Consider the following 26,790-nt stretch of genomic DNA (forward strand, 5'->3'; position numbering starts at 1 on the left):
ACGTCTCGTAATCATCGGGCGGTGGTGCGAATGCATTCCTTGGTAGACACCCAGTAGTAAGAATTGCGATCAAGGCGATCAGAAATTCTGCCTTCATTTGATGGACCCTCTCCACTTTTCAAGGCGGTACAACAACTCGTTCATCCTGGACATTGGCACTTGATTGATCGGAATCGGCACTGACTGTCTCCCAGGCTGATCCATCCAGAGGTCCCGGCATGCTTCTGGGGCATCCTTGTAGCAATTGTGCGGGGTGTTAGTTCCTCCAAGTACGCGCGCCATTTCCCACGCGGAGTTTCCGCCATCGGGCGTGATCCCGCCCGTACTCGGGTTGTACCCGATGAATCCACCCACGATGTCATTCTCGTGATTCTGCAAAGGCGCGAGGAGAAGCGCGTCTAGAACGACGCGCTCACGCTGAAACCGGCAGTGGTGTAGGCGGTAGGGAAGAACGCGGGCTTGGAGATCGGCGCGCCGATGAAGAGATCCCACGACAGGGAGTGCCAGCCGCCGCGCAGTCCGACGACGGCGCCGGCGAGGTGATCACCGAGCTGCCACTGGGTGCTGGGGCCGCCGATATGTCCGTAGTCGGCGCCCAGGTACAGCTCCTGGCCACCGCCGAGCGCCAGCCCCAGGTCGTTGCGGACCAGCCAGCCGCGCTCGCCGGAGAGCGACACCTCACCGTCAAACCCACGCACCGTGTAGCGTCCACCGATCGCGAAGCGGTCCTGCGGCGACAGTGGCGTGTCGTTCCACTGCGCACGCCAGCTGCCGCTGTAGCGCAGCGACTGGTTGCCGAGCTGGAACGGGACCGCCAACTGCGCGTCGGCGGTGATCACCTTCATCCGCGCGGTGCCTTCCAGCGGAAGCGTCGGATCGAACGCGTGCGCGATGTCTTCCGGCGATGGAATCGCGCCGAAAGCGCCGGTGCCGCGGCGGTACGCCACGCTGGCATCGAGCGTTGCCTTGCCCAGAAACTGTTTGTGGGTGACGCCGACTTCCCAGCCTGCGGTGCGCCGGTGCTGCACCTCGATTTCGGTGTCGTCGATATAGTTGTCCGAGTCCTTCCACCAGCCGCGCCCGTACACGCCGGTCTTGATGGTCGCGTTACGGAACAGGAGGCGGGCCGCGCGCAGCTCGGCGTTCTGGCTGTTGCCGCTGTAGACGTAGGTCTGGTATGGACCCGCGACCGCCTGGCGGTAGTCGTACGCGCTGACGGTCGCGCCGATGAGCCACCAGGACACGGGCACGTCGTAGTGCGCGGTCCAGCTCTTCGTGCCCTTCCTGCCGCCATTGAAGGCCGAATGGCCGACGTTGACGTAGAAGGCGTCGTTCCACATCCACCAGTTATCGAGCGACAGCGTGGCGCCGGCCTGCAGCTTTCCGGTCGCCTCAGAGCCCGAATCGTCCAACGACACGTTGGCCCGCACCAGGGCGCGCTGCTGCCAGCTGATGACCAGGTCGCTTTCGCCGGGATGCGCGTCGTCGCCGTCCGCCGGCACGATCTGGATGTCCGCGGCCACGGTCGGGATGCGCTGGAAGTTCTCCAGCGCCTGTTCAACGTCTCTGAGGTTGAGCAGGTCGCCGGGCTTGGCCGGCACCGCGTTCCAGAGCGTTGCGCGCGAGTCGGTGCCGTCGACGAAACGAATCGCGCGGATGCGCCCGGGGATGACCGTCAGATCCAACGTCTTGGACGCCTTCAGGTCCTGTGGTGCGGCTACGACCCGCGTTGTCACGTAGCCGCGCGCCACAATGGCGTTCTGCACGCGCTTCATCACCACGTTGATGCCTTGCGTGCCCAGGCATCGGCCCGTGGCGGGGTCGTCTGAGGGGTCGACGGCGTCCAGCGCCCAGCGGAACCGTTGGGCGTCCTCACCGATCAGGCGAATCGACTCGATGGCGAAGCACGGCGATTCGTCGGCCGGAAAACGTTCCGGCGTTGCGGTCGGCTCCGGCGCCAGACGTACATCAGGGCGCTGCTCCTGCTGTTGGCGCAGAGCACGCTCGCGCTCCTGTTGACGCAGTTCTTCCTGCACCGACGGCGCCACCTGCGCCCCCACGGGTCCCATGGGCGCCAGAACTCCCCAGATGATCCAAGCCAAGGCACGCCGATGCGGCCACTTTCCTTGTTGCACCACCGATATCTTCCTTTTCCGCAAGCGAGACCGAGCCTGCGCCGAAGGCGCAGCTCTCCGCGAGGGCCGAGCTTAGAGAGGCCGAACCATCGGGGATATAAGACAAATCTTAAGGTTGGTCGGGAAATTCGCTTTAGCACTGTCCACCCGCTGATGAGCCTGGACGGACGCGTTTCCACCCGCTGATGAGTCTGGCCGCGAAGCGGAACGCCAAGGATTGACACGCGGATGGGCGGCGTGCACTCGGGTCGGTTGATCATCACTCAGGATGATCATCAACTTGGACGAATCACGGATTCGCACGATCGACGGCGTGCGCGCGGTACTCGATGGCACCCGCTCTTTCGACTTCACGCCGGCGGCTTGCCGGTTCGAACGCTATGAATGGATCACGGCGGTGCTGGTGCGGCTGGACTATCGTGGCCTGAAGCGCGTCGACCGCGGCCGGGTGCGACGCTACCTGCAGCACTTGAGCGGGTTCAGTCGCGCGCAGATCACCCGCGCGGTGCAGCGCTGGCTGACCTTCAAGCCGCTATGCCGTCCGCTTTGCAGGCCCGCCAATGCCTTCGCCCGGCGTTACACCGCCGCGGACCTGGATGCATTGGCCGAAGTCGAGCGCGAGTACGGTCGACTGTCCGGCCCGGCCACGGTGGTGGTGCTGCGACGCATGTACCAGTTGTATGGCGACGAGCGTTTCGTGCGCCTGCAGCACCTGTCCGCCTCGCACCTGTACAACCTGCGCCGGTCGGTGGCCTATCAGGCGCGCCACACCATGCGCGCGAAGACCCGGCCGGACCGCAAGGCCGCAGCCATTGCCGCGCGCCGCGCACCGGCACCGGACAACCGGCCCGGCTTCATCCGCATCGACAGCGTGCATCAGGGCGACTTCCGTGGCCGCTGGAGCGTGTACCACATCAATGCCGTCGACTGCGTTACCCAGTGGCAGGTCGTGGCCACCGTGCCTTCGCTCAAGCGCGAGCACATGCTGCCCACCATGCGGGCGATGCTGGCGCAGTTCCCGTTTGAGATTCGTGGTTTCCATAGCGACGGCGGCAGCGAGTACGTCAACTACGAGGTGGCCCAGATGCTGGACGATGCGCGCATCGACTTCACCCGATCACGGCCGCGTCGCTGCAACGACAACGCCCTGGTCGAAGCCAAGAACGGCGTGGTGGTGCGCCGCCAGTTCGGTTACAGCTACATCCCGGCAGAGCGAGCCGAGCAGTTCAACGCCTTCTGCGAGGATCACCTGAATCCGTTCTTGAATCTGCATCGGCCATGCCTGTTTGGCACCGAGGTGCCCGATACGCGCAAGCCCGGACGGCTGCGGCGCGTGCACCGCAGTGAGGACGTGCAGACGCCACTGCAGAAGCTGGCCAGTCTGTCCAACGCCAACCGCTTTATGCGGCCTGGAATCACCGTGGAGACGCTGCAGCAGCAAGCCATGCAGATGACGGACCTGGACGCCGCACGAGGTGTGCGCGCGGCGCGAGAGGCAATGATGCAGGAGGTCGGTCCCCGACGCTGGATCGGCAACGGCTGGGGCTTCGCCGAACCCGCCGCCTGATGGGTACGATCAAAACGACCCAAACCCCAAGTTCGTCCTGGCCCATCTAGGAGAACTCGGGAGGCAGCTGCACGCGTCGCATGCCTGGCATGGTAGCGCTGCCGAAGCGCTTTGGCCGCCGCGCGCTTCAAGCACGTTCGCTCAATTGTGGATCCTGTTGCGCCTCCATGCCCCCGCTGGTTAGCGCAGGTCCCAATTGTCGGGCAGGAATGCCCGGCCTCTCGCCACGCCACCCCAGCGGGGAGCATCACTCCGCGCGGCGGCGGATGAACAAATCCCGCAACGGTCTACCTGCTTGGCGATGAGCTTTCCATATCCTGACGGCAAACCACACCAGGACACCAAAGGGAATAAGCCACAGCCACCCCAGGACTAAGGGTCCGACTAGCGTTGTAATCGCAAGACCGGATAGCAACCAGGAAAAACTAGCTGCGCGTCTGAAAAGAAGCAGCCAATAGAGCGGCATAAGGAACAACGTGAGAGCAGGCGCGAACAAGAACGCCAACACGTATCCGGAACTGGCTTCAAGATCCGTGCCGAAGAACCCGGCACCAGGGAGACAATCACTAGCCCAATGGCGAGCGAAGTAACGTAAGCAACAATCAGCACAAGCACAGCCTGCATGATTTTTGTGCAGATTGACTCCATAGGGGCGCATATCCAAGTGACCGAGGTGGCAACCCTATCGGCAATGATGCGAGAGGTCGATCCCCGGCACTGGATCGGCAACGGCTGGGGCTTTGCCAAGCCCACCGCCCGATAGGTACTGTTCAGCCTTCCCCACGATCAACCGACCCGAAACCCGAGGCCGTCCAGGCTCATCTAAGAATTGGAAAGTACTCTTCAGCACTCTTCGTCGGAAAGTTCGCGCACTCCCTGGACAGATGAGGCGACATCAGTGCATTAGTAATGCAGGCACGGACCCTAGGCTCGGATGATCATCGCCGAAGGAGTGACTCAGCTCGGTCGCGCGCAGCCCCGAACCCTCAAGCACCTTTCACCGAACAGTAGAGGCCCGCCCTCCGCAATGATCAGCCTGCCGATGATCGGTTCCGTCTTTTGATAGCGCACTACGGCGCGCCGCTTCCGGATCGGGTCAAAGACTGAGTTTGAAACTTTTCCTATGGCGCATATGTGGGTTCGTGCAGCATGTTTCATCGCTTGGAAACATACGCATCCTTCGCCTCGTCAGACAATGTCCACCAACCACATCAGGTATCTCGACCATGAGTGCCAATCGAAGCGCTAGCCGTCAGGAGCGATCGAGTTCAACTCGCCGCATGGACTTGGTGCTTATCGCTACGCACGAATCCTGTATCGCAACTCGTATCGGCTCCCACCTAGAGGCGCAGGGCTACCTGGTCGACTACGCCAAGGATGGTGAGATGGCACTACGACTGGTGAGCCAGGCGCCCTACGCTGCCCTGGTGCTGTATCACCAGGAGGGGTCCGATGGCGTGTCGGTATGTGGAGCGCTTCGTCGCAGTTCGGCCGCAATTCCTATTATGACGCTGGGACGAGGCGACTCGGACGCCGAGGCGATCGCGGCGCTCGACGCGGGAGCAGACGACTTTGTTGCCCCCCCTTACGCTAACGAGATTGTGCACGCGCGACTCCATGCATTGCTGCGACGATCCCGTGGGGAATTCCAGGACGGCACTTTGCGCGTTGGTGAGCTGATCATGGAACTTGGGACAAGGCGGGTAATTCGGGAGGCGCTAGAAGTACGCCTTTCTCCGACTCGATTCAAGTTGCTGCACATCCTCATGCGCGAAGCTCCGCGCATCGTTACTCGGGAAGAAATGGAGAATGCGCTGTGGGGAGATCATCCTCCACGATCGGACGCGCTGCGTAGCCACCTGTACAGCCTGCGCCAGGCAATCGATGCTCCGTTCGCGACATCGATGCTTCGGACGGTCCCACACGCGGGCTACCGCCTCTTGGCTGGATAGTGGAAGTTCGGCGCCCGCCCAACCGCGGGTCGGTGCTTCAAGTGTCGTGGATAGCGGCGACGCCGGGCCAGACAGCTGTCACGCGAAGGACGGCATTGCGAGCACCGGGCATCGGCCATTCGATACGTTGACCAACGGACAATCCCAGCAGAGCGCACCCCACTGGCGCAAGCACGGACCTTGCCCGGCTGACCATCCAACTGGTGCGGAAGGACCAGAGTCACTTCCTGCTCCTGACCTGAATGCTCATCGACAAACCTCGCGCATGAGTTCATGCCGATCACGTGCGATGGAAGAATGTCGAGCACTTCCGCTCGAGCCAGTTCCTCGCCGAGCGCTTGGACCTCATGCTGTCATGACGCGACTCGCTCCAGAAGCGATTCGAGGCGGGCAACGTCGGTCCGACACAGGATGAGTGAGGGTTTCATGACACGCTATGTGTGGGGACGTTGGTGCCTGGCGTTGCAGTGCCGCGGGCAGGCAGGAATGAAATTCGTAGATTGAGCATGCCGGCAGTCTCAGCCTGAGCACAATCCGGAGCATTCCCTGCTGCGGATTCGAGCTCGCAGATCACACGATCAATCTCCCAGCGCGCCGCTGACTCCGACATACGCGCTAGACCCATCGCGATTGACCGAAACGCCACCCTCCAAGCTCCATCGCCCGCTATCTGCCGTGCGACGCAGGCTAACGCCCAGCGCACCTTGGCCCTCATGGGTCGCCATGCCGGCGTAGTACGTCGTCTTGCCCGGGATGAACGGTGCCTGCTTCATGGCGATTGCAGTGGCGATACCCGATTCCATGTCCTGGCGCAGCTCATCGATGTCGCCAGAGAGCGTCCAGACGTCATTTTGGATAGTGCTCACTCGGCTGTCGGTGTAGGCATTAGCTTTCGCGACACCGGCATTGAGCTGGTTGACATTCACAGCGTCGGTGCCGCCTGCACCTGCCGCCACGCCACTGATCGTTCGGTTGCCGACGTTCACCTCACCGGACGAGTTGCTGGAGCCGGTGTAGGCCGCCTGATAGTTCTGCTGTGCGCCAACCGTCGTGGCCGAGCCCTGCCCCAGCGCGACGCTGTTGTCGTGCGAAGCGGTCGCACCCTGACCGACTGCCACGCTGTTGGCCGCCGACGCGGACGCCTGATTGCCGATCGCCGTAGCACTGCGTCCGCTGGCAACCGCACCGTTGCCGCCGGCTGCCGAATTGATCCCGGACGATTTGGGCTTGACAAGCGACGCCTCCTGGCTGACCTGGAACATCCCGTCTGCGCCATTCTGTACGCTGTTGATGTCGCCTTCGACAACCGTGAGGCGCTTGCCGTAGTCCACGACATCGTTCTTGATGGCATTGACATCGCCTTCGACCAGCGTCAGGCGGTTGTCATACTCTTCCCCGTCCGACGTGAGGTTGGTGATACTTCCTTCGAGGGTGGTCACTCGCGCGTCGACGTGAGTAACGGCGGCGTTGACTTCAGCAATCTTGCTGTCCGTGTACCTGTTGGACTGCGTAATGGCGTGTTCCACACCGGCTTTGAGCTGACCGACATTCACGGCATCGGTGTCGGCACTGCCTGCGGCAACACCCGTCACCTGCCGACCGCCCATGGCAGCTTCGCCAGTCGAAGACGAAGCTCCCACGTAAGCGCCTTCATAGCTTGCCTGGGCTCCCACGCTGGTGGCGGAACCCGCACCCAATGCCAGAGAGTTGTCATGGCTCGCGACCGCATCACTACCCATAGCCACACTGCTGGCGCCCGTTGATGCGGCATTGCGGCCCACCGCTATGCCATTCTCGGCCGATGCATTCGTAGAGGCTCCAATAGCTAGCGCGCCATAACCTGCGGCATTGGCGACGTCGCCAAGAGCGAGCGAGTAGTCGGCGGCAGCATTGGCGCCCGGACCCACCGCGACGGAGCGAACCCCACCCGCATCGGCAGCATCGCCCAGCGCCAGCGCGTACTGCTTGCGGGCGAACGTGTAGTGACCGATCGCGAGGGAGAAGTTCGCCATCGCGTAGGACGCCTCGCCCAATGCAAAAGAGTAGTCGCCGGCAGCGTTCGCATTCAGCCCGTAGGCCGATGAGAAGGCGCCGGTTGCGCGGCTGTTGTAGCCAACTGACGTGCTCTTCTCACCGGTGGCGGTGGCGTTCAGGCCCACGGCAATGGAATAGCCCCCCTCAGCAAGGCTGTAATTTCCCACTGCAAATGCACCTGGACCGGAGGCGAGGCTGCCCGAGCCTACGGCGATGGCTTCCGGACCACCGGATGCCGTGCCCCCGTCGACAGCGCCGGCGGAAGCGGGCGCAGCCAAGCCGAAGGCGCCCGAGACGACTGCGGTGCCAAGAAGCTTGCGCACCGACCTGGAGGAGGACTTGATACGACCTTTGGTCCGTTCGCACGTCACGGTCCAATTGTTGACCGTGTGGTCCCAGATGAGATAGGAGTTCATTGCTAGAGCCCTGCTAGAGCGGAATCGACAGGGCGTATCTCAGCAGCCCCCAGGCCGCGGTCGAATACAAGAATTACGAAACAGCCATCTGAGAGTCAGCACGAAGCTGCGGATTACACCGCGCTTCAGTCGACCCTGATCGCTCTCGACTCAAGTGCTGGTTCTGGGGGCCGTCGAGGTATGCGTGCCGCGCATCTATACCCAACACAAGCGAGCAGTCCCGCGACTACTACCTCCTACACCTGACGCCCCGACTGCTTCACGCAGATGACCTTGGTCCCCGCGACGTAGTCGTGCAGGCACTTTCGCTCACTTCCAAAGATGAAGACAGCGTTGAGGAATCCCGCGAAGTTGGACGTGAGCACTGAAAACACAAAGAATGGGAACGCTCTCAGGAGCAACGTCCTGGCAACGTTCGCGCGTCCTCCATCGGTGCGAACGATGCGAAGCCCCATGACAATCTTTCCAACTGTCTGGCTTCGTCGGTGCAGCAACACTGCTTTGATCACCAGCAAGAGAGGAAAGCAGGCGATCAGACCAAGACCGAGTGCCTCGTCCCTACTTGCGCCCTGATCCATCGACAACACAATGAAGGCAGATGTCATGCTGGCAATCAGGCAGACGCCCAGGTCGAAAAGCCCATCTATTATCCGTGCGACAAATCGATCGCCACGACTTGCCTGGGGCTTGGTTGAATCGGTGTTTTCTGGCGGCTGCATAGCTATTCTCCAGCGGCCGACGCGCTGAGCTGGTCTACGACGGACTAGACCGAGCCCGCGGCAATGCAGGCACACATGAACTCGTCAAACGGCGAAATCCCCCGGCGCCGCCACCCTGCGAGGAGGCGAAGCCTCCCTCCTCTGCGGAAAGACCCGCCGGGAGGGCTGGTTAGCACCTGCGGCGCCGGGCAGTGCAGTTTCTGCTGCCGTTGGACGCTATGCCATTGGATAAGTACGAAACGGCGCCATGCGGCGCGCGCACCTGGTCTGCAGCAAGTACTTTCCAATTCTTAGATGAGCCTGGATGGCAGGGGTATCGGGTCGATTGATCAAGGGGAAAGATATTCAACGCATCCGAACGGGCAACGGCGAATTCGCCTCATGGAGTGCTGAAAAGCCCGTTGATGAAGTCGCGAAGTCGATGCAGAGGCGTTAATGGCCCTCCACCTAAGCCGGGTTGGAGGTCGTCAAACCTAGGTGGTGAGCGCCAGTTGGAAGCGAGTACGGCGATTTGCCCAGATGGGTCTGGCCGGCCATGCAATCCACACAGATAGCAAGGCTCGCGCATGCGAATAGAGCCGCGTGTGAGTGCCCTGGCAGGGAGGTTCGTCATTCTCTCTGCTGCGGGTAGGTCGTCGAACACCGCGTCATAGAACTCTAGCTGCTCGAAATCGCCACCGCGGTCGCTGGGAATACTAAGTACGTAGGCACAGTAGAACCGTTGGTCATGGGCAATAGCCAGCAGGTCCCCCTCGCGGTACTGCGTGACACGGACCTTATACGAGGGGGCCCGCGACGGAAGGCTGTTGGCGGTTGCCAAGAGCTCTTCCAAGCTAGGGATTGCTCGCTCGAATCCCTCCGACATCGACAACGCCAGTTCTCGTGCAGCGGCAACTGCCCGTGCTGACGTCGTTTGCGTGGCCCAACCGAACTTGTGAAGCAAGATGCCACGCAGTAAGCGTTGGACCTGACGTCCACGATCCGTCACTGGAATCGCGGGCGTGGGTTGAGACCAGCGCCAGTCAAGATTATCAATCACCTCATTGCGCAGCTTATCGAGTGGCTGATTCTGCTTCACGTAGATCATCTGAAAGCGCGTATGGGTGGCGATTTCCTCCTCCATAGCCTCCCATACCGCACCCCCGAGATACTTCTTGAAGTCGTTGTGTTTCACGGTTTTTCCACGTTGATCAGGTGATCGACACGAGTATAGCTAAGGGCGCAGAGTGACCCTCCGCTGCGGCCCAGTCGAGTGCAGACGGTCATAGGAGAGATCTGACGCTATCTCTTCAGGCCACGGCTGGCCTAGCGAAACCCCAGCCGTCACCAATCCAGCGTCGGGGGTCGACCTCGCGCATCATGGCTTCTCGTGCGGTGCGGACGCGCCTGGCGGCTTCGACGTCTGTCAGCTCCAAGGCTTGCTCCTGAAGGGCTTCCAGGGTGATGCCAGAGCGCAGGAATCGACCTGCGTTTGGCAGGCTGGCTAGCTTCTCCAACGGCGTTTGAATGTGTTCTGGACGATGAACCCTGCGCAGCCGGCCCGGCTTGCACAGGTCTGGCACCTCGGTACCGAACAGGTAGGGGCGATGCAGATTCAGGAAAGGGTTCAGGTAGTCCTCGCAGAACGCATTGAACTGTTCGGCCCGTTCGGCTGGCACGTAGCTGTAGCCGAACTGGCGACGTACCACCACGCCGTTCTTGGCCTCAACCAGGGCATTGTCGTTGCAGCGCCGCGGCCGGGAGCGGGTAAAGGCAATGCGCTCATGCTCCAGCATGGCAGCCACTTCGTAGTTGACGTACTCGCTGCCGCCGTCGGAATGGAACCCTCGGATCTCGAACGGAAACTGCGCCAGCATTGCGCGCAGCGTCGGCAGCATGTGTTCGCGTTTGAGCGACGGAGCGGTGGCCACCACCTGCCACTGGGTGACGCAGTCCACGGCGTTGATGTGGTAGATGCCCCACCGGCCGCGGAAGTCGCCTTGGTGGACGCTGTCGATGCGGACGAAGCCAGGTCGGTTATCCGGCACCGGTGCGCGGCGTACGGCTATGGCCGACGCCTTGCGGTCCGATCGGGTCTTGGTGCGCACTGTGTGACGGCATTGATAAGCGACCGAGCGACGCAGGTTGTAGAGGTGGGATGCCGACAGGTGCTGGAGGCGCACGAACCGCTCGTCGCCGTAGACCTGGTACATGCGCCGTAGAACGACGACCGTTGCTGGCCCAGACAGGCGTCCGTACTCGCGTTCGACCTCGGCCAACGCGTCTAAGTCCCCTTCGGTGTATCGCCGCGCGAATGCATTCGACGGCCTGCGTTGGGCGCGGCACAACGGTTTAAAGGCCAGCCAGCGCTGTATCGCGCGCGTGACTTGCGCACGGCTAAAGCCACTCAAGTGCTGCAGGTAGCGTCGGACCCAGCCGCGGTCGGATCGTTTGAGCTGCCGGTAGCCCAGCCGCGCCAGCACGGAGGCCATCCACTCGTAACGCGCATGCCGGTCTGCGGCAGGAGCCAGGTCCAGGGTGCGGGTGCCCTCCAGAACGGCGCGTACCTGCTCGATGGTGCGGATTCGTGTTTCGTCCAAACTGATGATCATCCAAGGTGATGATCAACCGGCCCGACGCACGCCGCCCATCGGCGCGTCAATTCGTGGCGTACCGCGGTGCGACCGGGCTCAACTTCCATTGGAAACGCGCTCGTCCAGGCTCATCTGCCGTTGGACAGTGCTCAGCAGGCTTATTTCCTTCAGATTACGAGGATTCGGATAGATCGACACTCACCACGTGAGTACGCTTATTGCCCCCTCAGCCAATGGATGCGCACCATGCGGATCTTTCTGCACATCGCCTGGTTCCTCGCGGCGTACATCGTATTCACGATCATCCTTACGTTGATCGGATATCAGTTCGTCGATCCGTCCAGCAAAGAGTCTGCTTATCGGATCGGTGGGATCGTCGGGAATATCAGCTTCTATGCGCTCTTCGTGTGCGCGCTGGCTGTATGGCTAGCCTCTCGCCGAGGTTGGTTGCCGGGGCTGCGTAAGCGATAGCTTCGAAGCTGGCAAGGACGCCTCGGTACCTCCTGCACCGCAATTCCGGTTCACTAACCTCCAGGCGAGCGCCGCTCCGAAAGTGCTCCTACGAAGGTTGGATGTGACGCAGCTATCGACGCCTTGGCTAGTTGGATGGCATCAGGGAGTTTCAGTGGCGCCCGGCCAAGCATGGAACTTTCTCGACAGAGGTGTCGTTCTGTCACGGCGCCACGAATGACCCGCTGCGAGCTCGAGCTTGCGAGCGCAGGGTGGCGCCGCAGTGAAGGTTAGTCAGCGATTTATCGGAGGCGTAATGCAGCCAGTCGGCGCAGGTGCATGTGTCTCGCCGCGCCAGACACAGCGGATGCACCATCAGAAATACCAACCTCGCGGTCTCAATCAGAGATTCGCTCTATCGGCTGAAACGCGATTGGCTGGATGTCGTGAATGGAGCGCGGCAGTAGCTAGCGCGTACGCAATGCTCCTCATCGTGCCTGTCTGTGGCTGACTGCGCCCCAGCCAGGTGGACGCTGTGGAGCGCGCGCCGCCCGTCTTTCGTACTTATTGCATTCAAGTGCCAGGCAGCGGCGTGAAGAATTGCTCTAGACCGGACAGAGCGTCCGACGCCCATTCTTGCTTCCGACTTAACCGCTTTCGACATGAATCTCCAAATCGTTCTCGCAGACGACCACCCGGTCGTCCTCATTGGCGCGCGCGCGCACATTGAAGGCAGTGGCTACGGTCGAGTCGTGGCAACGGCCTCGAACCCTACTGAGTTGTTTGCGGCGCTGGAAATGATCAAGTGCGACGTGCTAGTCACTGATCTCGCGATGGCAGATCCGCAGACCTCCGATGGGTTCCCGATGCTCACGCGGATCCGACGCCTGTACCCGGACCTGCCGATCATCCTATTGAGCGGCGCCACCAACATCGCAATTCTTCGCGCGATTGCCGGCCTGGGTATCCTTGGAATCGTTGACAAGTGCGCCTCCCTGACCGAGCTTCCGGCGGCGATACAGGCAGTCCACCGGGGTCTGTCGTACGTGAGCACAGCCCATGATCAGCGCGCCGCGGCCGCAGGCCATACTCGCATGCGCTACCGTCCGTCCCAGGCACTATCGCCACGCGAAGCGGAGGTATTGCGGCTGCTGTCATCAGGTTTGACCGTCAGCCAGGTAGCGGACCGATCTCGACGCGGCATCACCACAATCAGCCGCCAAAAGCGCGACGCCATGCGGAAGCTAGGCCTGTCGACAGATTCCGAACTGTACGATTACCTTCGCTCAGCTTGAGTTTTGTTCAGGGCGGCGGCGACTCATCGAAGACGACATCGAATTGCGGAATCCCATCGAGATCGCGAAGCACTGCAACGCAACCGTCTAGAAAGCCTGAGCAGCTCCAGAAGTACCCTTCCGGCCCTTTTCTTCGGTGCAATGGTGATTTGCAGCGCGGGCAGCAGCATGCGATTGACAAGCGCGGTTCCAATAGTTCGATCACGTGAAGTGGTTTCCTTGATTCAGTTTCTACGCCTGCCTTTGAGCACGAAAGATAGCGGACGTGCCTACCAACGCATCGGTCTGTTGGCTCGGAAGGCGATATTGGCTTCCCCGCAGACTGCACATTCTGTCAGCCCTCTGAACGGTGTCTATAAAACACTTCCGAAACCGCTTTCACGCATCACGAGAATCCGCTAATGCGGATGAAATCGAACAGCTCCGCGTCGCCATTTATCCCAAGCTTGCGCATCGCGTCTCGTTTCTGGCGACTGACTGTGCTCACCTGCCTATGCAGCCGCTCCGCTATGGCGCTCACGGTCAAGCCACCGGCCAGCAGGCGCAGCACTTCGGTCTCCCTGGGGGACAGTTGGTGAATCGCGAGCGCGGAATCCCCGCCCTCCGCGGCACGTTGTGCGTGGGCCGCACTTACATATGACGCGCCCCGCAGCACGGTCAGTATCGCGCGCGGCAGTTCTTCGAGCGAAGAAGCCTTGTCGACGATGCCCAACACTCCTGCCGCCGCCGCCGACCGCAAGACCGCCAGATTGGTAGCGGCGCTTAATAACAGGATGGGAAGGTCAGGGTACTGTCGCCGGATCTGATGCAGCATGCTGACTCCGTCAGCCCGGTCGCCTGGCATCGAAAAGTCGGTGACCAGAACGTCGCACGGGTGCGTAGCGAGCGCCTGCAACAGTTGCTCTGCGTTTGCCGCTTGCGCGACTACGGTGCCAATGCCGCTGGAGTTGATTATGGCGCCAGCCCCAAACAGTACTACCGGGTGGTCGTCGGCGAGAATGATGCGCAAGGCCATGGCTTATCATTCCTTGGTATAGGTGCGAGTCCATCTAGCTCGCACGAGGGAGCAAGCGCCATGCGAATCGAACCCTGGCTCAGAGACGTGCTTGCCGCGCTGTGCCTATGGCTCACGGCGTCGACCGTCGGCGCAACTGAAAAGCTACCTCTCTCGGCCCGGCAAGAGCAATGGCTCAGCTCACACCAGGTTATCGTGGCTGGCATGCATGAGAAGGGGTGGCTGCCTTTCGAAGGCCTGCAGCAGGGCCGCCCAGAGGGCTTGGCGTTCGAGACCCTGCAAGAGGCGGCTCGCCGGTTGGGAGTGACGATCCACGTGCGCCGCTACAGTGATTGGAACGTCATGCTGCAGGACGCCTGCGCCGGCCGGATCGACGTCGTAATCAGCGTGGCCCTGACCCCGGAGCGCACGCGTTGCATGATTTTCACGCGCCCGTACATCGAAGCGCCCGTCGCGCTCGTTGGAGTCGCAGGTGATGAGAGGTCCAAGACGAGCCGAGGCCTGGAGGGGCTGCGCGTAATCACTGAACGAGGTTTTGCAACCCAAATAGCCGCGCGCCAGCGATTTCCACGTGCGACCCATGTGGAGGCCTCCGACACCTTGGCGGCGTTAAGGGCCTTGGTCGGCAATCGGGCCGATGTCTATCTCGGCAACCCCTATGTGGTGGCTAGCCTAGTGGCCCGCGAGCATGTGCCCGGGGTGGTACTCCTTCGCCCCAGCGATCTACCCTTGGACACTCTGCATTTTGCTGTCCCCAACTCCAATGCCCCGCTCGCGGAGGCCTTGGATGTGGCCATGTCTTCAATTCCAGAAGCGCAAACTCGGGCGCGACGTGCTCGATGGCTGCCTCCGCTCGAGTGGGAAAGCGGAGCGGTGGCGCTATCCGAACAAGAGCAAGCCGCATTTGCTCGGCCTTTGCGCGTCGGGGTGGCGAGCAATTGGAGTCCTATCGCATTCCTTGACGAGCGCAATCGGCCCAGCGGGTTGGCCGTCGAGTATGTGCGCCGCCTCCAAGGCCTTGGGGCGCAAGTTCAACTGCAGACGTACAGCTGGAACGAAGTGCCCCAGCGTGCAGCTAGTGGCGAACTGGATATGATCGTTGGCGTCAGCGACGACGTGCCTTGGCTGCCTGGCTGGGTGTTGAGCAAGCCATTCTTGACCGTGGCAAACGTGATCGTAATGCGACGTCGTGACGACGGCGTGATCGATGCAGGCGACCTCAAAGGGCGACGCGTATCCCTCTCCGACCCGCTCCGCCTCGGGCCACGCCTACTGGCCGAAGCTCCAGGGGCCACCATAGTGTCGGTAGCCACCCCTCAGGCCGGCCTCGAAGCGGTCAAGGCGGGGCAGGCCGATGCGTACATCGGCAACCTGGCGGTGGTGGACCAGTTATTGCGCGCCCACTACTCGGGCGTGCTGGAAGTTGCGGCGCCAGCGGGATTCGACGACCGCCTTGCCGCAGCCGCCAAGCCGGAGCACCGGGCTGCAATCGATGCTTTCAATCGCATGTTGCTATCGCTTTCGTCACGCGAGCGCGAGGCAATGCGCGGCGATTGGCTATCGGCAGAGTACAGCACCAGAGTTTCTTGGCGTCAGATCGTGGGCTGGGCCGTGCCGCTCTTGCTGGTCGTGCTTACCGCTTTCCTCGTGTTTGGTATAGGGCACCTTCGCTTGAGGCGGGAAGTCGAACAGCGCCGGCGCGTCGAGACGCGGCTGAACGAAATTGCCGCGACACTTCCTGCCGTGGTTTATCAGGCGCGGCCGTACGACGGAGACCATATCGAGTTTCCTTTCGTCATTGGAGACATGGACGGGTTGTTCGGCATCGATGCTTGGAAGGCGGTTCGTGATGAGAGAACAATCTTCGCGCGCGTCCATCCGGATGATCGCCCTCGCCTACGCGACGCTGTGCGCCAGGCGATCAAACAGCGATCGCCGATCGACCTCGAGTTTCGCGCACGCACACCAAAGGGATGGCGCTGGGTCAGGTCCTACAGCCTCCCGCGCGAAGTACACGACGGCGTTCCATTGTGGTCCGGTTACTGGATAGACGTAACCGAAATGCACGAGCGTGAGGAGGAGTTGGCGCAGGCAAGGGCTCAGGCCGAGCGCGCTACAGCCGCCAAATCCGAGTTCCTGGCGACCATGAGTCACGAGATTCGCACGCCGATGAGCGGCGTTCTTGGGATGCTGGAGATCCTGGCTCACACAGAGCTGGATCCAGAACAGCGGCACATCCTGGACACCGTGAACGACTCGGCGCAGATGCTCCGCCAGATCCTGGATGACATCCTCGATTTGTCAAAGATCGAGGCTGGGGCTCTGACCTTGGCACCCACCAGCGTTGACTTGCGCGTTCTGATGTCTAACGTCAAGCAGCTGCTTACCCCACAAGCTGATGCAAAGGGTCTGCAATTGCTCGATCGCGCTGACGCCGACCTGGCGCCACAGCATTGGGTCGATGGTCTACGACTCCGACAGATCCTGTTCAATCTACTCAGCAACGCGATCAAGTTCACGCCACAAGGCACGGTGACCGTGGAGCTTCGAGTAGAGCGCGAGTCGTCGCAGGGGCAACACTGCCTCCTCGCCGTGTCCGACACCGGCATCGGCATGACCGCGGACCAGAAGGCGCGATTGTTCACGCCGTTCTCGCAGGCGAACGCCAGCATCGCGCGACAGTATGGCGGGACCGGCTTGGGGCTGACGATCTGCAGGCGCCTCGTCGACCTGATGGGAGGCACTCTGACGATGGAGAGCGAGCCTGGCGCAGGAACACGAGTGGAAGTAGCAGTAGTCCTACCGCTCTGCCAAGCTGCAGCAGTTCCCGAGGAGAAGGGCAAGCCTGATGGCGCTCAATCCGAGTGGGCCGGATTGCGCATTCTTGTGGCAGAGGATCATCCTACCAACCAAACAGTCATGCGGTGGCGAATGCTACAGCTTGGGCTCGATGCAGAGATTGTTAGCGACGGAGTTGATGCGTTGGCGCGACTCCGCGACACGCACTTCGACATGCTGATTGCGGATTGCCTGATGCCGCGTATGGACGGTTACGCATTGGCGCTGGCTGTGCGTTCCTGGGAGGAATCCAGTGGACGTGCGCGATTGCCCATCATTGCCGTAAGTGCAAATGCCTTGAGCGAGGAGATCGAGCGCTGCCACGCAGCCGGGATGGATGACTTTGTCGCCAAGCCAGTTGACTTGATGACCTTGCGCAATGTCGTGGGTCGCTGGCTTCCGACGTCAGGTGCTGCTTCCGCAACGCCACCACCAGCGGAAGAGGGCTCATCGGGACTCCGGAAGACTCTCACGGCACGATTCGGCTCTGCCGAAGTTGCCCGCCAGATTCTGGAATCACTGTACGCAGCCACCGCAGATGACCTCGACTCCCTCAGTCAGGCTTGCCTAGAAGGCGACCAGGCTCTGGCATTGGAGCGCTTGCATCGCGTTGTAGGCGGCTTCGGCGCAGCCGGATTCGAAGGCTTCTCTACCCGTAGCCGTGAGCTGATGCGACAGATTGAACGAGATGGCATCAGCTCCTCCTCCCCCGCCCTGCGGGCATATTTGCAGGAGCTTGAGATGATGCGTGATGCGCTGTCCGAGTCCGCACCGACCAATACGACAACCTCCCTATAGAATGGGTGGAGGCTACACCGCCTCAAGCATCGGGCGGTGCTGCGCTGGTTGCACAAAGCATAGATGAGTTGGTCCTGCCGGCTGAGCGCTGAAGAGCGCGCGACCTGCACCAGATGCAAGTCGCCATCCGAATCACACCGATAGCGGAACCAAGCATGCCGCTGTAGTAAACAATGAGCGGGGGCGTACCACCGACGACAATGCCCGCCATAAGCGCGTGTGCGCCGCGGATCCGCCACACGCAGCATCAAGTCGAACAGAACTCCGCCGGGCAGCCTGACAGGCCTCACCGGATGGGGCGTGGTCAATAATTGGAAGGACAGCAGCTGGTCAAAGGCCCAATGTCTGCCCTCCCGCGATCCATCCTGTGCCCGCAAGTGCACGAACGTTGAACTACTTGGGTTGGAGGGGCGGCGTTAAGCGGCACCCTTTAGAGCCGGGCAGTCGCCCTTTTCCGTAGCCAGGGACTTCAGCGGAATCATCGCAAGCACATCATCCAATGCCTGGTCCAACCATGGTCGTCGACCTGTTGATCGCAGTGTGTTCGCCAGGTGCTGATCGATCACTCGTGCAAAAATACTCAGCATCACCTCCGGCTCTTGCCCATACGCCTCGCGTAGATTCTGCTCGATCACGTCCACGTAGCGCCTGTCTGGATTCGATGGAATCACGGCCGGCGGCGCCGACGTCGTGGTGGGCGACTGCAGTGGAACGAGGTTCGACATGGCAACTCCGGTCAAGAGGCCGCAGCATGCGCGAGAGAGACGCGGGGGGTGAACTCGAAAAATACGAAAACCCCCACAACATGTTACCGACCGCCCAGCCAACAAGATCTACACGACGAAGGGTTGCAAGCCTCCATCTCGACCAATCACACACCTGCGGCGCTTTGAGCTTATGCCGCGACCCTGCCGGGAGGAGCCAACGGGTAAAGCACTCTCACTTCAGCAAACACCCACCCCAGGGGTGAAGCCGCCCACGTGCATGGTCGGCAGTTTGACCGTTGAGAGCCACTCAACTCACCCGTTGAATCGATCTACGGCTGACGCACTTGAGAGTTTTCGTATGTCTGCCACCCAGCAGGCGAAGTCTAATATGCGGCCATCCGCTTTGACGTTCACATGGACACCGCTTTCATTGATTTCGCGCGCGGCAGAGTAGCGCCACAATGGAAGGAGCGGATCGCGCAGCTGATGGTTGAAGCGGAAAGGGACTACAAGGGCACCACATCGCCGCCCATACGATTCGGCGATACGTCTGCTTCACTCTCGTCGCGTTCTCGGGTGTCGCCATTCATTGCCGCGTGTGGGCTCATCACGATGGCACTTGGCGTGGGAGCGTTCGTCAGGTTATCGGTTCCCGCGGAATCTACTCCAAAGCTCATCCAGTCGCTGGTTATCTCGCTGATCATCGTGCTCTCGTCCGGGGCAGCATTGATCAAGTCGCTAAGGACCGGGATTGCATCGCTCGTTATGGTCGACAGAAACGGTTGCTGTCTTGTATGGAAGACCTCCATCCTGGGAAGGCACCGCAGCGCTGCGTTCACTTGGAAAGATGGTGGGCTAGACCTCCAGTTCAGACAAGCCATCCTCTGGGGAACGCTGCCTCTGATGGCGGCCCGCTGCTTAGAAGGCGTGCCGGATTCATCGATGTCATCGCAAACCAGCGTCCACGTTTCGCTGATGACCTCAAGCCTCACTGGCGGAACAAGCGAGGGATTGGCCTTTGTGAAGGTTCGGAGCTCCTCTTCCAGCCGCTTGGGCAGTAGTGCGAGGCTCGGGTTCGGGAGTTGTTCAAGCGCAGCCCCCTTGAGCTGCTCTTTCTGGAAGACGTACACGCTTCCATCTCCATACAACCGCCCGAGAATGCTGCTCGCGGCAGAAAGGGCTACAGCCTTGCCCGTGTGGCCACGTGTGACCAGTCGAAGGCTCTTGTCTGAAATTTCTGTGTCGTCGACATGACTGACGAGGAGGCTTGATTGAACTCCGTCACGACGCTCGATGTAGTGCCAACACCGGAGCATGCGGTTAGGGAGACGATCGCAATACAGACCAAAGGGATGCCGGCGGGTATCACTCTCGCCAAAGATTGATTCCTTCTTCCGAGAATAGGAATGCCCGGTACTCACCGGGGCGTATGCGTAAGAACGCATTGGACGGGCTGCTTCTACGCAGCTATGCGGGAGCTGCCCGACCACTCGGCCAATCCCGCAGGGCAGTACGCGAACGCATTCCAAGTCGAACCGAACGATCAACGGCCTCCGAAGCGTCGCATGGGGATACGATGGATGCGCGAGGTCAATTCTCGACGCTCACTTCGGCACGGCTGGAGTCGCCTGATGAAAGGCCCCATGAATGGGGCCTTTCTAGTTTCCATTGTGAGCGCGGTCAGAAGCTGGCGCGCACGCCGAGCCTCCACGTCGGGGCGTCTTCATTCAACCTGACGCCGGCCTCAGCGCTCCAGGTCTTGGTGAAGTTGTAGCCGACGTTAAGATCGGCGTACCAATTCCCTTCGTATCCGCTGTAGTCCTCGTAGCCGGCGTAGGCATTGGCTGTGAGCTTGTCGGTAATGCGCCCTCGCACGCCGGTGCTCAAGTTGTAGCCCTTGGCATGGGCTGACCACCGCTCCGCTCGGCAGTTCTGAGGTTCCGCCACGTAGCAAGAAACGTCGTGTCCAGAGACATCATGGCGCGCGAAGGCGAGCTGCGAAACCCAGTCGGCCCTGTCGCCGATTGGAGTGTTAAAGCCAACACCCAGCGTGTACGACTTGTGCGTGGTGTCAGCCGCATACCCCACCACATCCTCCGAATCCGTGGTGTATGCATAGCTTCCCGCTAGAAAGAAGTTATCGGTCAGCTCATAGGATCCGCTGATACCAACGCCATCCATGAAGTCGTATTCGTAGATGTAGTCGAGCTGTACGTTGGTGTAGCCAATGCCGTTGGAATCACTGGCGTTCGCGGCCAGCGGCGCGGCGAGGGCAAGTACAAGCGCGGTAAGAGCCTTTCTCATGGTGTGCATTTCTCGTAGAGCCCCATCCGGGTCGGATGGGATCGGCGGATTTCGCCCTTTCCGCAAGATGGCGAACATACGATTGCTCTTAAAATGCAAGCCACCTGCCACGTGGTTTAGGCGCCATTGATGTGTTTGCACACGATCAAGCGACTTGCAATCCCCGTCCCCCCAGGCTCATCAATGGGCTGGACTGTACTAGGGGCATATCGGCCGGCGCACGATGTCATCGGGAACCGCCTCATTGACCACTGGCAGCGTCGCCGGCAACTGCTTGGGCCAACGCTTAGCGACAACATCTCCGAATGCCCCCTCCGCCTGACGCACCTCGGCATTCTGCATCGCAGTCCCAGCGCCGTGCCATCAGCGCGTGCGTTGGCGATGCCTAAGTCGAGGCATGCATCGGACAAACTGCGAGCCCTCTCGCAATACTCGGGGAAGACGAGCGCACCTGTTTCAGCGGCCAAGCCGCGGCTACAACGGCTGCCACCTGACCACCAGAACGTAACCAATACCGCGCAACCAGGACCAGCCGAGGCGAAGGATAGAGCGGCTGCAATGTCCCGCGCGGTTAGAACCGTTGCGCCAACGCCCCAACCAACATCGAAAGAGACGGCCGCGGGGGTTCCATTGGAGTTACCAGCATCTTGTGGACAAGGTCTAGCATCCGTGTGATCAGCGGGAGGTAAGCGCCATGTCTTCGAAGAAGGTTCCAAGCAGGACTCGACGGGCTTATCAGTTCATCCAGTCGCATCGGAATGAGTTCAGCATTCAGATGATGTGCCGGCTACTTGGTGTTGCTCGTGCCGGCTACTACGCCTGGCTTGATCATCCGGTGTCCGATCGCGCCCAAGAGGATGCTCGCCTGCTAAGTCTCATACGCGCATCTTTCACCGCCAGTCACGGGATTTATGGCGCCCCAAGAGTGCTGCAGGATCTGCGCGAACGCGGTGAGTCCTGCAGCAAGCACAGGGTTGCGCGCCTCATGCGCGAGAACGGCCTCCAGGCGCTACACGGCTACCGCATACGTCATATCCCGGTTGCCAAGCCGAATGCATTGATCCCTAATCTGCTGCAGCGTCAGTTCACGGCGTCGAGGCCCAACGAGGCATGGGTGACGGACATCACCTACATCCGGACCTGGCAGGGATGGCTCTACCTGGCCGTCGTCGTGGACCTCTTCTCGCGCAAGGTCGTTGGCTGGGCCGTCAAGCCGACGATTCATCGAGAGCTGGTCCTGGAAGCTGTCTCGAAGGCCGTTCGTTCTCGGCGCCCCCGAAAGACCTTGATCCACTCGGATCAGGGAACGCAGTATGGAAGTGATGCATGGCGTCGCTTTTGCAAGGCCAACCATCTCGAGCCAAGCATGAGCAGGCGGGCGAACTGCTGGGACAACGCAGTCGCCGAATCCTTCTTCGGAAGCTTGAAGAAGGAGCGAATCAAGAAGCGCATCTATGCGGACCGCCAAGCGGCTGCCTTGGACGTATCCGAGTACATTGAGGGCTTCTACAATCCGATTCGTCGGCATAGCCACCTAGGTGGCGTTAGCCCCATCGAGTTCGAAGCGGCACATCGGCCCTGCCGCTCACGTGTCCACTAAATCCTGGTAACTCCAGATAGTGAAGTCGGACCAGCACTGAGCTCGAAGTCTCATTCCTCGACCCGTAGCTTCGGTTTCCTCCCTGCCCTGCGACATTCGCCGGGGGCCTAACGCCTCCTGCATCCTTTAGTGCGCCACTCGCCGAAGCGCACAAGCCGCAAAGGGACCTGCAAGCGCCAGTACGTTCCAGTTCTTAGGTGAGCCTGGACGGCCCCAGGTTTCGGCTTGTTGATCGTCGCGGATCCATAACGAAACCCAATCAAGCCAACCCAGGCTCCACCGTTGTTGGAGAGGGCTTCTCGAGCCTTCTGCATCCGGTTTCGGATCATTCGGAGGGCCTTTTGCTTGATGACCGCCTACCATCGCGAGCCTTATCGGAGAGCCTGCTGACCTAACGCTCCGTAGGATCTCGCATCGGAGACAGAGAATGGGTTGGATTGAGCTACTCCTGGTTGGCCTGACAACTTTCACCGGTCTTGTCTGTCTGCTCGATGTGCTGGTACTCGCGAAGCGTCGCAGGGCGCGCGAAGGTCTACTAGACGACGGCGAGGAATCGCTCGTCATCGATTACTCCAAGGCACTCTTTCCAGTGCTAGCGTTGATGTTGATCCTGCGGAGTTTCATTGCAGAGCCATTTCGCATCCCCTCCAATTCAATGATGCCGACCCTACTGACGGGCGACTTCATCTTGGTGAACAAGTTCACCTACGGCTTGCGCCTGCCGATCACGAACAAGAAGGTCGTCGACCTGGGCGAGCCCCAGCGCGGCGATGTGGTGGTCTTTCGCCCGCCCCACCACCCCAATCAAGACTGGATCAAGCGCGTAATCGGCCTGCCCGGCGACCACATCGGATATCACGACAACCAGCTCACAGTGAACGGGCACGTGCTACGCAATTTCCCGATCGGCATGTACCAGGGCACCGGCAACGGCGCAGAGATGACCGGCGCCGAGGAGTTTCGCGAGAACTTGCTTGGTCGCGAGCACAGCGTCCTGGAGCGCACCAATGTGGCGTTCCGCGACCAACTAGAAGGCGACTGGGTCGTGCCGGAAGGTCAGTATTTCGTGATGGGCGATAACCGCGACAACAGCGACGACAGCCGATACTGGGGCTTCCTGCCGGAGCGGAGCCTGCGCGGCAAGGCTTTCCTGATCTGGATGAACTTCGATGGCGGCGTGGACACCGGGCGCCTAGGCACCCGGATCCAGTAGCTTCTTACATTGCGGCCAAGCTCATCTGGCGTTGGACGGTGCTTTCACCCAATCGGTTGAGCAGATTTCGGAGTGCGTCACGCTCAAAGGGGCCCTATTCCTCGGCCGATTTGAGGATGTAGCGGTGAATGAGCGTGGAAGGGTAGTTGTCGCCGAAGTCTTCATGGCGCGCATCGAGGGCACCCACACCTGGCGCCGAGATTGCCGAGATCGACTGGTTTCTTCCGGGAGGCCCGTGGCCAAGGCTCATAGCGCCGCTCACTGCGCGTGGAGTCTTTCCGGTACTCGAAGGTAAGCCCGCATGAAGCTTGCAGAGGCATAGCTTGGGGATTCTGCGCGAAGATCATTCTCATCGGCGCAGGCTGGCTGTTCGAAGATGCCGCCGGAGGAGAAGGCGTCAGCGCCTAACTGTAGATCAATTAGTGAGTTGACCCTTCTAGTGTCAACGCTTGGCTCGCTAGTCGGGGGCTGCGCGGCGAAGCTGCCGGAGTCGCAGCCACCTAATGAGGCTTGCGACTTGCCTTCCTCTCGCAGCTCTCGTTTGCAGAAGACGAGCTCCTGCGAATCGCAGCTTAGTGCCTAAGCGCGATGCTGCCCCTCGTTTGGACTTGAAGGATCTCACCGTTGAGGGGCCGAACAAGACGGGCGGCAACAAGAGACACCTGACGCTGACCAGTATCAATTCTGTGCATCTAGGATCGCACCTGGATAACGCGTAGGCCAGTGAAGGTGTAGGCGTGTATGGATGGGGGTTCACAAACGAAAGCGAAGCGGAGGCCTCGTACCGACTTGAGTGAAGTCTTCGGTGACGGCACCAGACGCTACAGGGTGTGCCTGGTTGGGATCGATGTTGTATTGCTTCGGAGCGCTCCGAGCTCGAGCAAATTGCTACGAACGGTCGGAAGCCCTTAACAGCGCGTTCGGATCGGTATCTTGACCCGCCGGTCGTGATGAAGCTTGGGCCGCAAGTGCCTACTGAGCGCCAGTCTCACCGCCAAGCATCGCCAGCAACAACAACGCGGCCGAGAACGAGCTCTGTGATCTATTCATGGTTTTCTCTCAGATGGCTCATACTGTACTGCCGGCTCGGCCGGCGGGTGCGTAATGGCATACCCGCTGAAACGCCATGTACCCCGCTCGTCCAGGTGAAATGCCACCATTTCCCGACCGACCTTCCGGTTGGCGAAGCGCACCTCAAACTCGACATTCGCATACGCGCCCGGCGGTGTCTGCGCACTGGCCTCGACCGTGTAGCGGCTGACCGACGCCCAGCGTCGTTCCGTTAGCGCGCCGTACGACCCACGTTGAGCGGTGACCGTGTCCAGGAACGTCGCTCGACCGATGACCCGCTTCATCACCGGGGATGCCTGATCCCAGGCTTGGCCGACCTGATTCGTGCCCATAAGCTGCGCCAATTCCAACGCGGCCTTGACCAGCTCATTGGCATCGGTGTGGTCCGAGATCAGTTCAGGTGCGACCTCAAAACCTTTCGAATCGTCGTTGTTACTGTGGTCCAATTGGGCGGGGGAATCAGGCTCCAGCGGAACTGGTCCGATCGCCGCACCGATCGTTGGCGCGAGCGGCTTGTCTCCACTCATCAACCGGCCGAGCCATTTGCACATTTGCAGCCCCTTCCGGGAGAGATGCCCGTTGAGTTCGTGGGCAGGCTAAACGGTTCTCGACGCCTGGTCATTGTCGATGGCGTCGATGACTGCATTCAATGTATGGGCAGCGGTGGCTGGGGCGAATCCGGTCGCCACCCAGCCTAGGCTACAGCTGCGCAGGTTTGCGGCTGATAGTACCGCTTGATTGAACGCGAGAGCCAGGCGGTTTCGGCCACAAGCACGCATGCACCGGCTCCGTTCTTATTGACGGATCGCCCAGGCGTGGATCTCGCAAGCTTCGTTTGAGAGACCACCACCGCTACTGCGGGGCGATCTCCCGCGACCCAGGCTCCATTAGGGCCTTGCGAGCTGTTCTTGGGCAGGGCGCGCGCGGAATGATTCAAAGAAGCGGTCCGCGATGGGGGACGCGGCCGTAGCGGTGAGCGTTGTCAGTTGGCAGAGCTTTCCATTCACGTATACCCACCGGTAGCGTGCGTGAGCTTGCTTGATCTTGCCCTTCGTTTCGAGCACTTTCAGCCCACCCGCGTAGCGCACGACCATCGTCGACAGCCCCCCCGGACCGCCGGCCTGCTGGAGCGCACCGTCGTAAATGCCCTTGTACAGCTGCGCAAGGCGATCACTGGACGTCAGGGCAGCGCGAATCTTCGGCGGAACATGCTTCGCAACTGCGACGAGAGCATAGCGTTGGCCGGCGTGCTCGCCCTTGAACATGAAGCCTTTCATGCCACCATCTTCGAATGGCACCGTCTCCCCAGGCACATCCAGGGATATGCCCTCCGCCAGAACCTTTGAGGTCCAGTCCGCGGCGGGCGCAGGGGGCGACAGCAAGACGAAGCAAAGCACGAGCGCGACGAACCTCATAGATATCTACGCAGGATGGAACGGCGCGCGAGTGTCCCACCCGCGCTACGCTACATCCATCGTAGAAGTCCGAAAGGATATCGTCCCCAACTGCAATCGCCTTTGTCTCTCATCTCTCGCTGGATACTCGCTCGCCCAGATTTCATCTGCGGTTGGACATCGCTCCGTCGTGGGCAATTCTTCAGATTGAAAGAAATCGCATAGCGCCGCCCGCCATAACGGGTGAAGCTAGGCACGCCCCGGCGCCACGTAGAAATGCATTGACCGCATCGCTCACGAGCGGTCCAGGCGCTCTTCGAGGAAATGGCGCCGGGGCACTTAGTTGTGTGGAATGCGCGAGGAAACAAGATGGCTTTAGACTGCAAGAGCGCTTGGAGCGCTCGTTGTTGCTCGGATTGCAAGCACAATCCAGCGAATCATCTGGCAACGCCGACCGAAGAAGTAAATCCGCCGATCAACGGTGATCTGGGATGCCCGCTGTGGAGTCCGAAGCCAAAGGCGGGCGGGCGGTGAAGCGGCTCACTGCTGGCGAACAGTGGCGTGCCGCACAGCTCGGCAGCTGTCGTGCGGTTTCGACTGACGAGGCGCGCCAGCTCTTCGAGCGGGAATTCGGCACCGCCTCGGCTCGGATTGATGCGGCTCGCTTCTTCTGGGCTGCGTATTACGGCAGGCCTATGCCGCCGCTCGA

General features: G+C 60.9%; 18 protein-coding genes. 7 read left to right on the forward strand and 11 right to left on the reverse strand.

Going from position 1 to position 26,790, the window contains the following annotated elements:
• Window positions 1–398: 398 nt before the first annotated feature.
• On the reverse strand, window positions 399–2,069 hold the full coding sequence (locus AAFF32_RS02400) for a ShlB/FhaC/HecB family hemolysin secretion/activation protein (protein ID WP_342316372.1): 1,671 nt from the start codon (window positions 2,067–2,069) through the stop codon (window positions 399–401).
• Window positions 2,070–2,403: 334 nt separating this feature from the next.
• On the opposite strand from AAFF32_RS02400, the gene AAFF32_RS02405 reads away from it, so the two are divergent.
• Both AAFF32_RS02405 and AAFF32_RS02410 read left to right on the forward strand, forming a co-directional pair.
• Entirely contained in the window at window positions 2,404–3,702 is a 1,299-nt protein-coding gene (locus tag AAFF32_RS02405; protein ID WP_342316373.1) for a transposase family protein, read from the forward strand.
• A gap of 1,280 nt (window positions 3,703–4,982) precedes the next feature.
• Window positions 4,983–5,654, forward strand: a complete 672-nt coding sequence (locus tag AAFF32_RS02410; RefSeq protein ID WP_342316374.1) for a response regulator transcription factor — start codon at window positions 4,983–4,985, stop codon at window positions 5,652–5,654.
• Between the two features lie 578 nt (window positions 5,655–6,232).
• Here AAFF32_RS02410 and AAFF32_RS02415 read toward each other — a convergent pair.
• The 4 genes from AAFF32_RS02415 to AAFF32_RS02430 all read right to left on the reverse strand — a co-directional run bounded on the left by AAFF32_RS02415 (window position 6,233) and on the right by AAFF32_RS02430 (window position 11,414).
• Window positions 6,233–8,104 carry a hypothetical protein gene (locus tag AAFF32_RS02415; protein WP_342316375.1) on the reverse strand — a complete coding sequence of 624 codons (1,872 nt, stop codon included), beginning with the start codon at window positions 8,102–8,104 and terminating at the stop codon, window positions 6,233–6,235.
• Between the two features lie 236 nt (window positions 8,105–8,340).
• A complete protein-coding gene (locus AAFF32_RS02420; RefSeq protein WP_342316376.1) occupies window positions 8,341–8,823 on the reverse strand; it encodes an RDD family protein in 483 nt (160 codons plus the stop codon).
• A gap of 379 nt (window positions 8,824–9,202) precedes the next feature.
• Window positions 9,203–9,997: a hypothetical protein gene (locus tag AAFF32_RS02425; RefSeq protein ID WP_342316377.1), complete on the reverse strand. Its 795-nt coding sequence runs from the start codon at window positions 9,995–9,997 to the stop codon at window positions 9,203–9,205.
• Window positions 9,998–10,112: 115 nt separating this feature from the next.
• A complete protein-coding gene (locus AAFF32_RS02430) occupies window positions 10,113–11,414 on the reverse strand; it encodes a transposase family protein (protein ID WP_342316378.1) in 1,302 nt (433 codons plus the stop codon).
• 228 nt (window positions 11,415–11,642) lie between these two features.
• Between AAFF32_RS02430 and AAFF32_RS02435 the strand changes: the two genes are divergently transcribed.
• A complete protein-coding gene (locus tag AAFF32_RS02435; RefSeq protein ID WP_342316379.1) occupies window positions 11,643–11,867 on the forward strand; it encodes a hypothetical protein in 225 nt (74 codons plus the stop codon).
• Window positions 11,868–12,508: 641 nt separating this feature from the next.
• Window positions 12,509–13,141 carry a response regulator gene (locus AAFF32_RS02440; RefSeq protein ID WP_342316380.1) on the forward strand — a complete coding sequence of 211 codons (633 nt, stop codon included), beginning with the start codon at window positions 12,509–12,511 and terminating at the stop codon, window positions 13,139–13,141.
• Window positions 13,142–13,526: 385 nt separating this feature from the next.
• Here the strand turns inward: AAFF32_RS02440 and AAFF32_RS02445 are convergent, their stop codons facing one another.
• On the reverse strand, window positions 13,527–14,156 hold the full coding sequence (locus AAFF32_RS02445) for a response regulator transcription factor (protein ID WP_342316381.1): 630 nt from the start codon (window positions 14,154–14,156) through the stop codon (window positions 13,527–13,529).
• 60 nt (window positions 14,157–14,216) lie between these two features.
• Between AAFF32_RS02445 and AAFF32_RS02450 the strand changes: the two genes are divergently transcribed.
• Window positions 14,217–17,792, forward strand: a complete 3,576-nt coding sequence (locus tag AAFF32_RS02450; RefSeq protein WP_342316382.1) for a transporter substrate-binding domain-containing protein — start codon at window positions 14,217–14,219, stop codon at window positions 17,790–17,792.
• A 416-nt stretch (window positions 17,793–18,208) separates the two neighbouring features.
• Here AAFF32_RS02450 and AAFF32_RS02455 read toward each other — a convergent pair whose 3' ends face one another.
• The 3 genes from AAFF32_RS02455 to AAFF32_RS02465 form a co-directional block, all read right to left on the reverse strand.
• Window positions 18,209–18,517 (reverse strand): hypothetical protein, encoded by a 309-nt coding sequence (locus AAFF32_RS02455; RefSeq protein ID WP_342316383.1) that lies wholly within the window; start codon window positions 18,515–18,517, stop codon window positions 18,209–18,211.
• Window positions 18,518–19,005: 488 nt separating this feature from the next.
• Entirely contained in the window at window positions 19,006–19,629 is a 624-nt protein-coding gene (locus AAFF32_RS02460; RefSeq protein WP_342316384.1) for a hypothetical protein, read from the reverse strand.
• Window positions 19,630–20,179: 550 nt separating this feature from the next.
• Complete coding sequence (locus AAFF32_RS02465; protein WP_342316386.1) at window positions 20,180–20,881, reverse strand: outer membrane beta-barrel protein; 702 nt, start codon at window positions 20,879–20,881, stop codon at window positions 20,180–20,182.
• A gap of 616 nt (window positions 20,882–21,497) precedes the next feature.
• On the opposite strand from AAFF32_RS02465, the gene AAFF32_RS02470 reads away from it, so the two are divergent.
• Window positions 21,498–22,403 carry an IS3 family transposase gene (locus tag AAFF32_RS02470; protein ID WP_342316387.1) on the forward strand — a complete coding sequence of 302 codons (906 nt, stop codon included), beginning with the start codon at window positions 21,498–21,500 and terminating at the stop codon, window positions 22,401–22,403.
• 427 nt (window positions 22,404–22,830) lie between these two features.
• Window positions 22,831–23,616: a signal peptidase I gene (lepB, locus tag AAFF32_RS02475; protein ID WP_342316388.1), complete on the forward strand. Its 786-nt coding sequence runs from the start codon at window positions 22,831–22,833 to the stop codon at window positions 23,614–23,616.
• A 1,046-nt stretch (window positions 23,617–24,662) separates the two neighbouring features.
• Here the strand turns inward: lepB and AAFF32_RS02480 are convergent.
• Both AAFF32_RS02480 and AAFF32_RS02485 read right to left on the reverse strand, forming a co-directional pair.
• Window positions 24,663–25,238: a DUF4019 domain-containing protein gene (locus tag AAFF32_RS02480; RefSeq protein ID WP_342316389.1), complete on the reverse strand. Its 576-nt coding sequence runs from the start codon at window positions 25,236–25,238 to the stop codon at window positions 24,663–24,665.
• A 336-nt stretch (window positions 25,239–25,574) separates the two neighbouring features.
• Window positions 25,575–26,102, reverse strand: coding sequence for a hypothetical protein (locus AAFF32_RS02485; RefSeq protein ID WP_342316390.1), 528 nt, complete (start codon window positions 26,100–26,102; stop codon window positions 25,575–25,577).
• Window positions 26,103–26,790: the final 688 nt, after the last annotated feature.

The sequence above is a fragment of the Lysobacter sp. FW306-1B-D06B genome (assembly GCF_038446665.1).
Classification (GTDB): Bacteria; Pseudomonadota; Gammaproteobacteria; order Xanthomonadales; family Xanthomonadaceae; genus Lysobacter_J.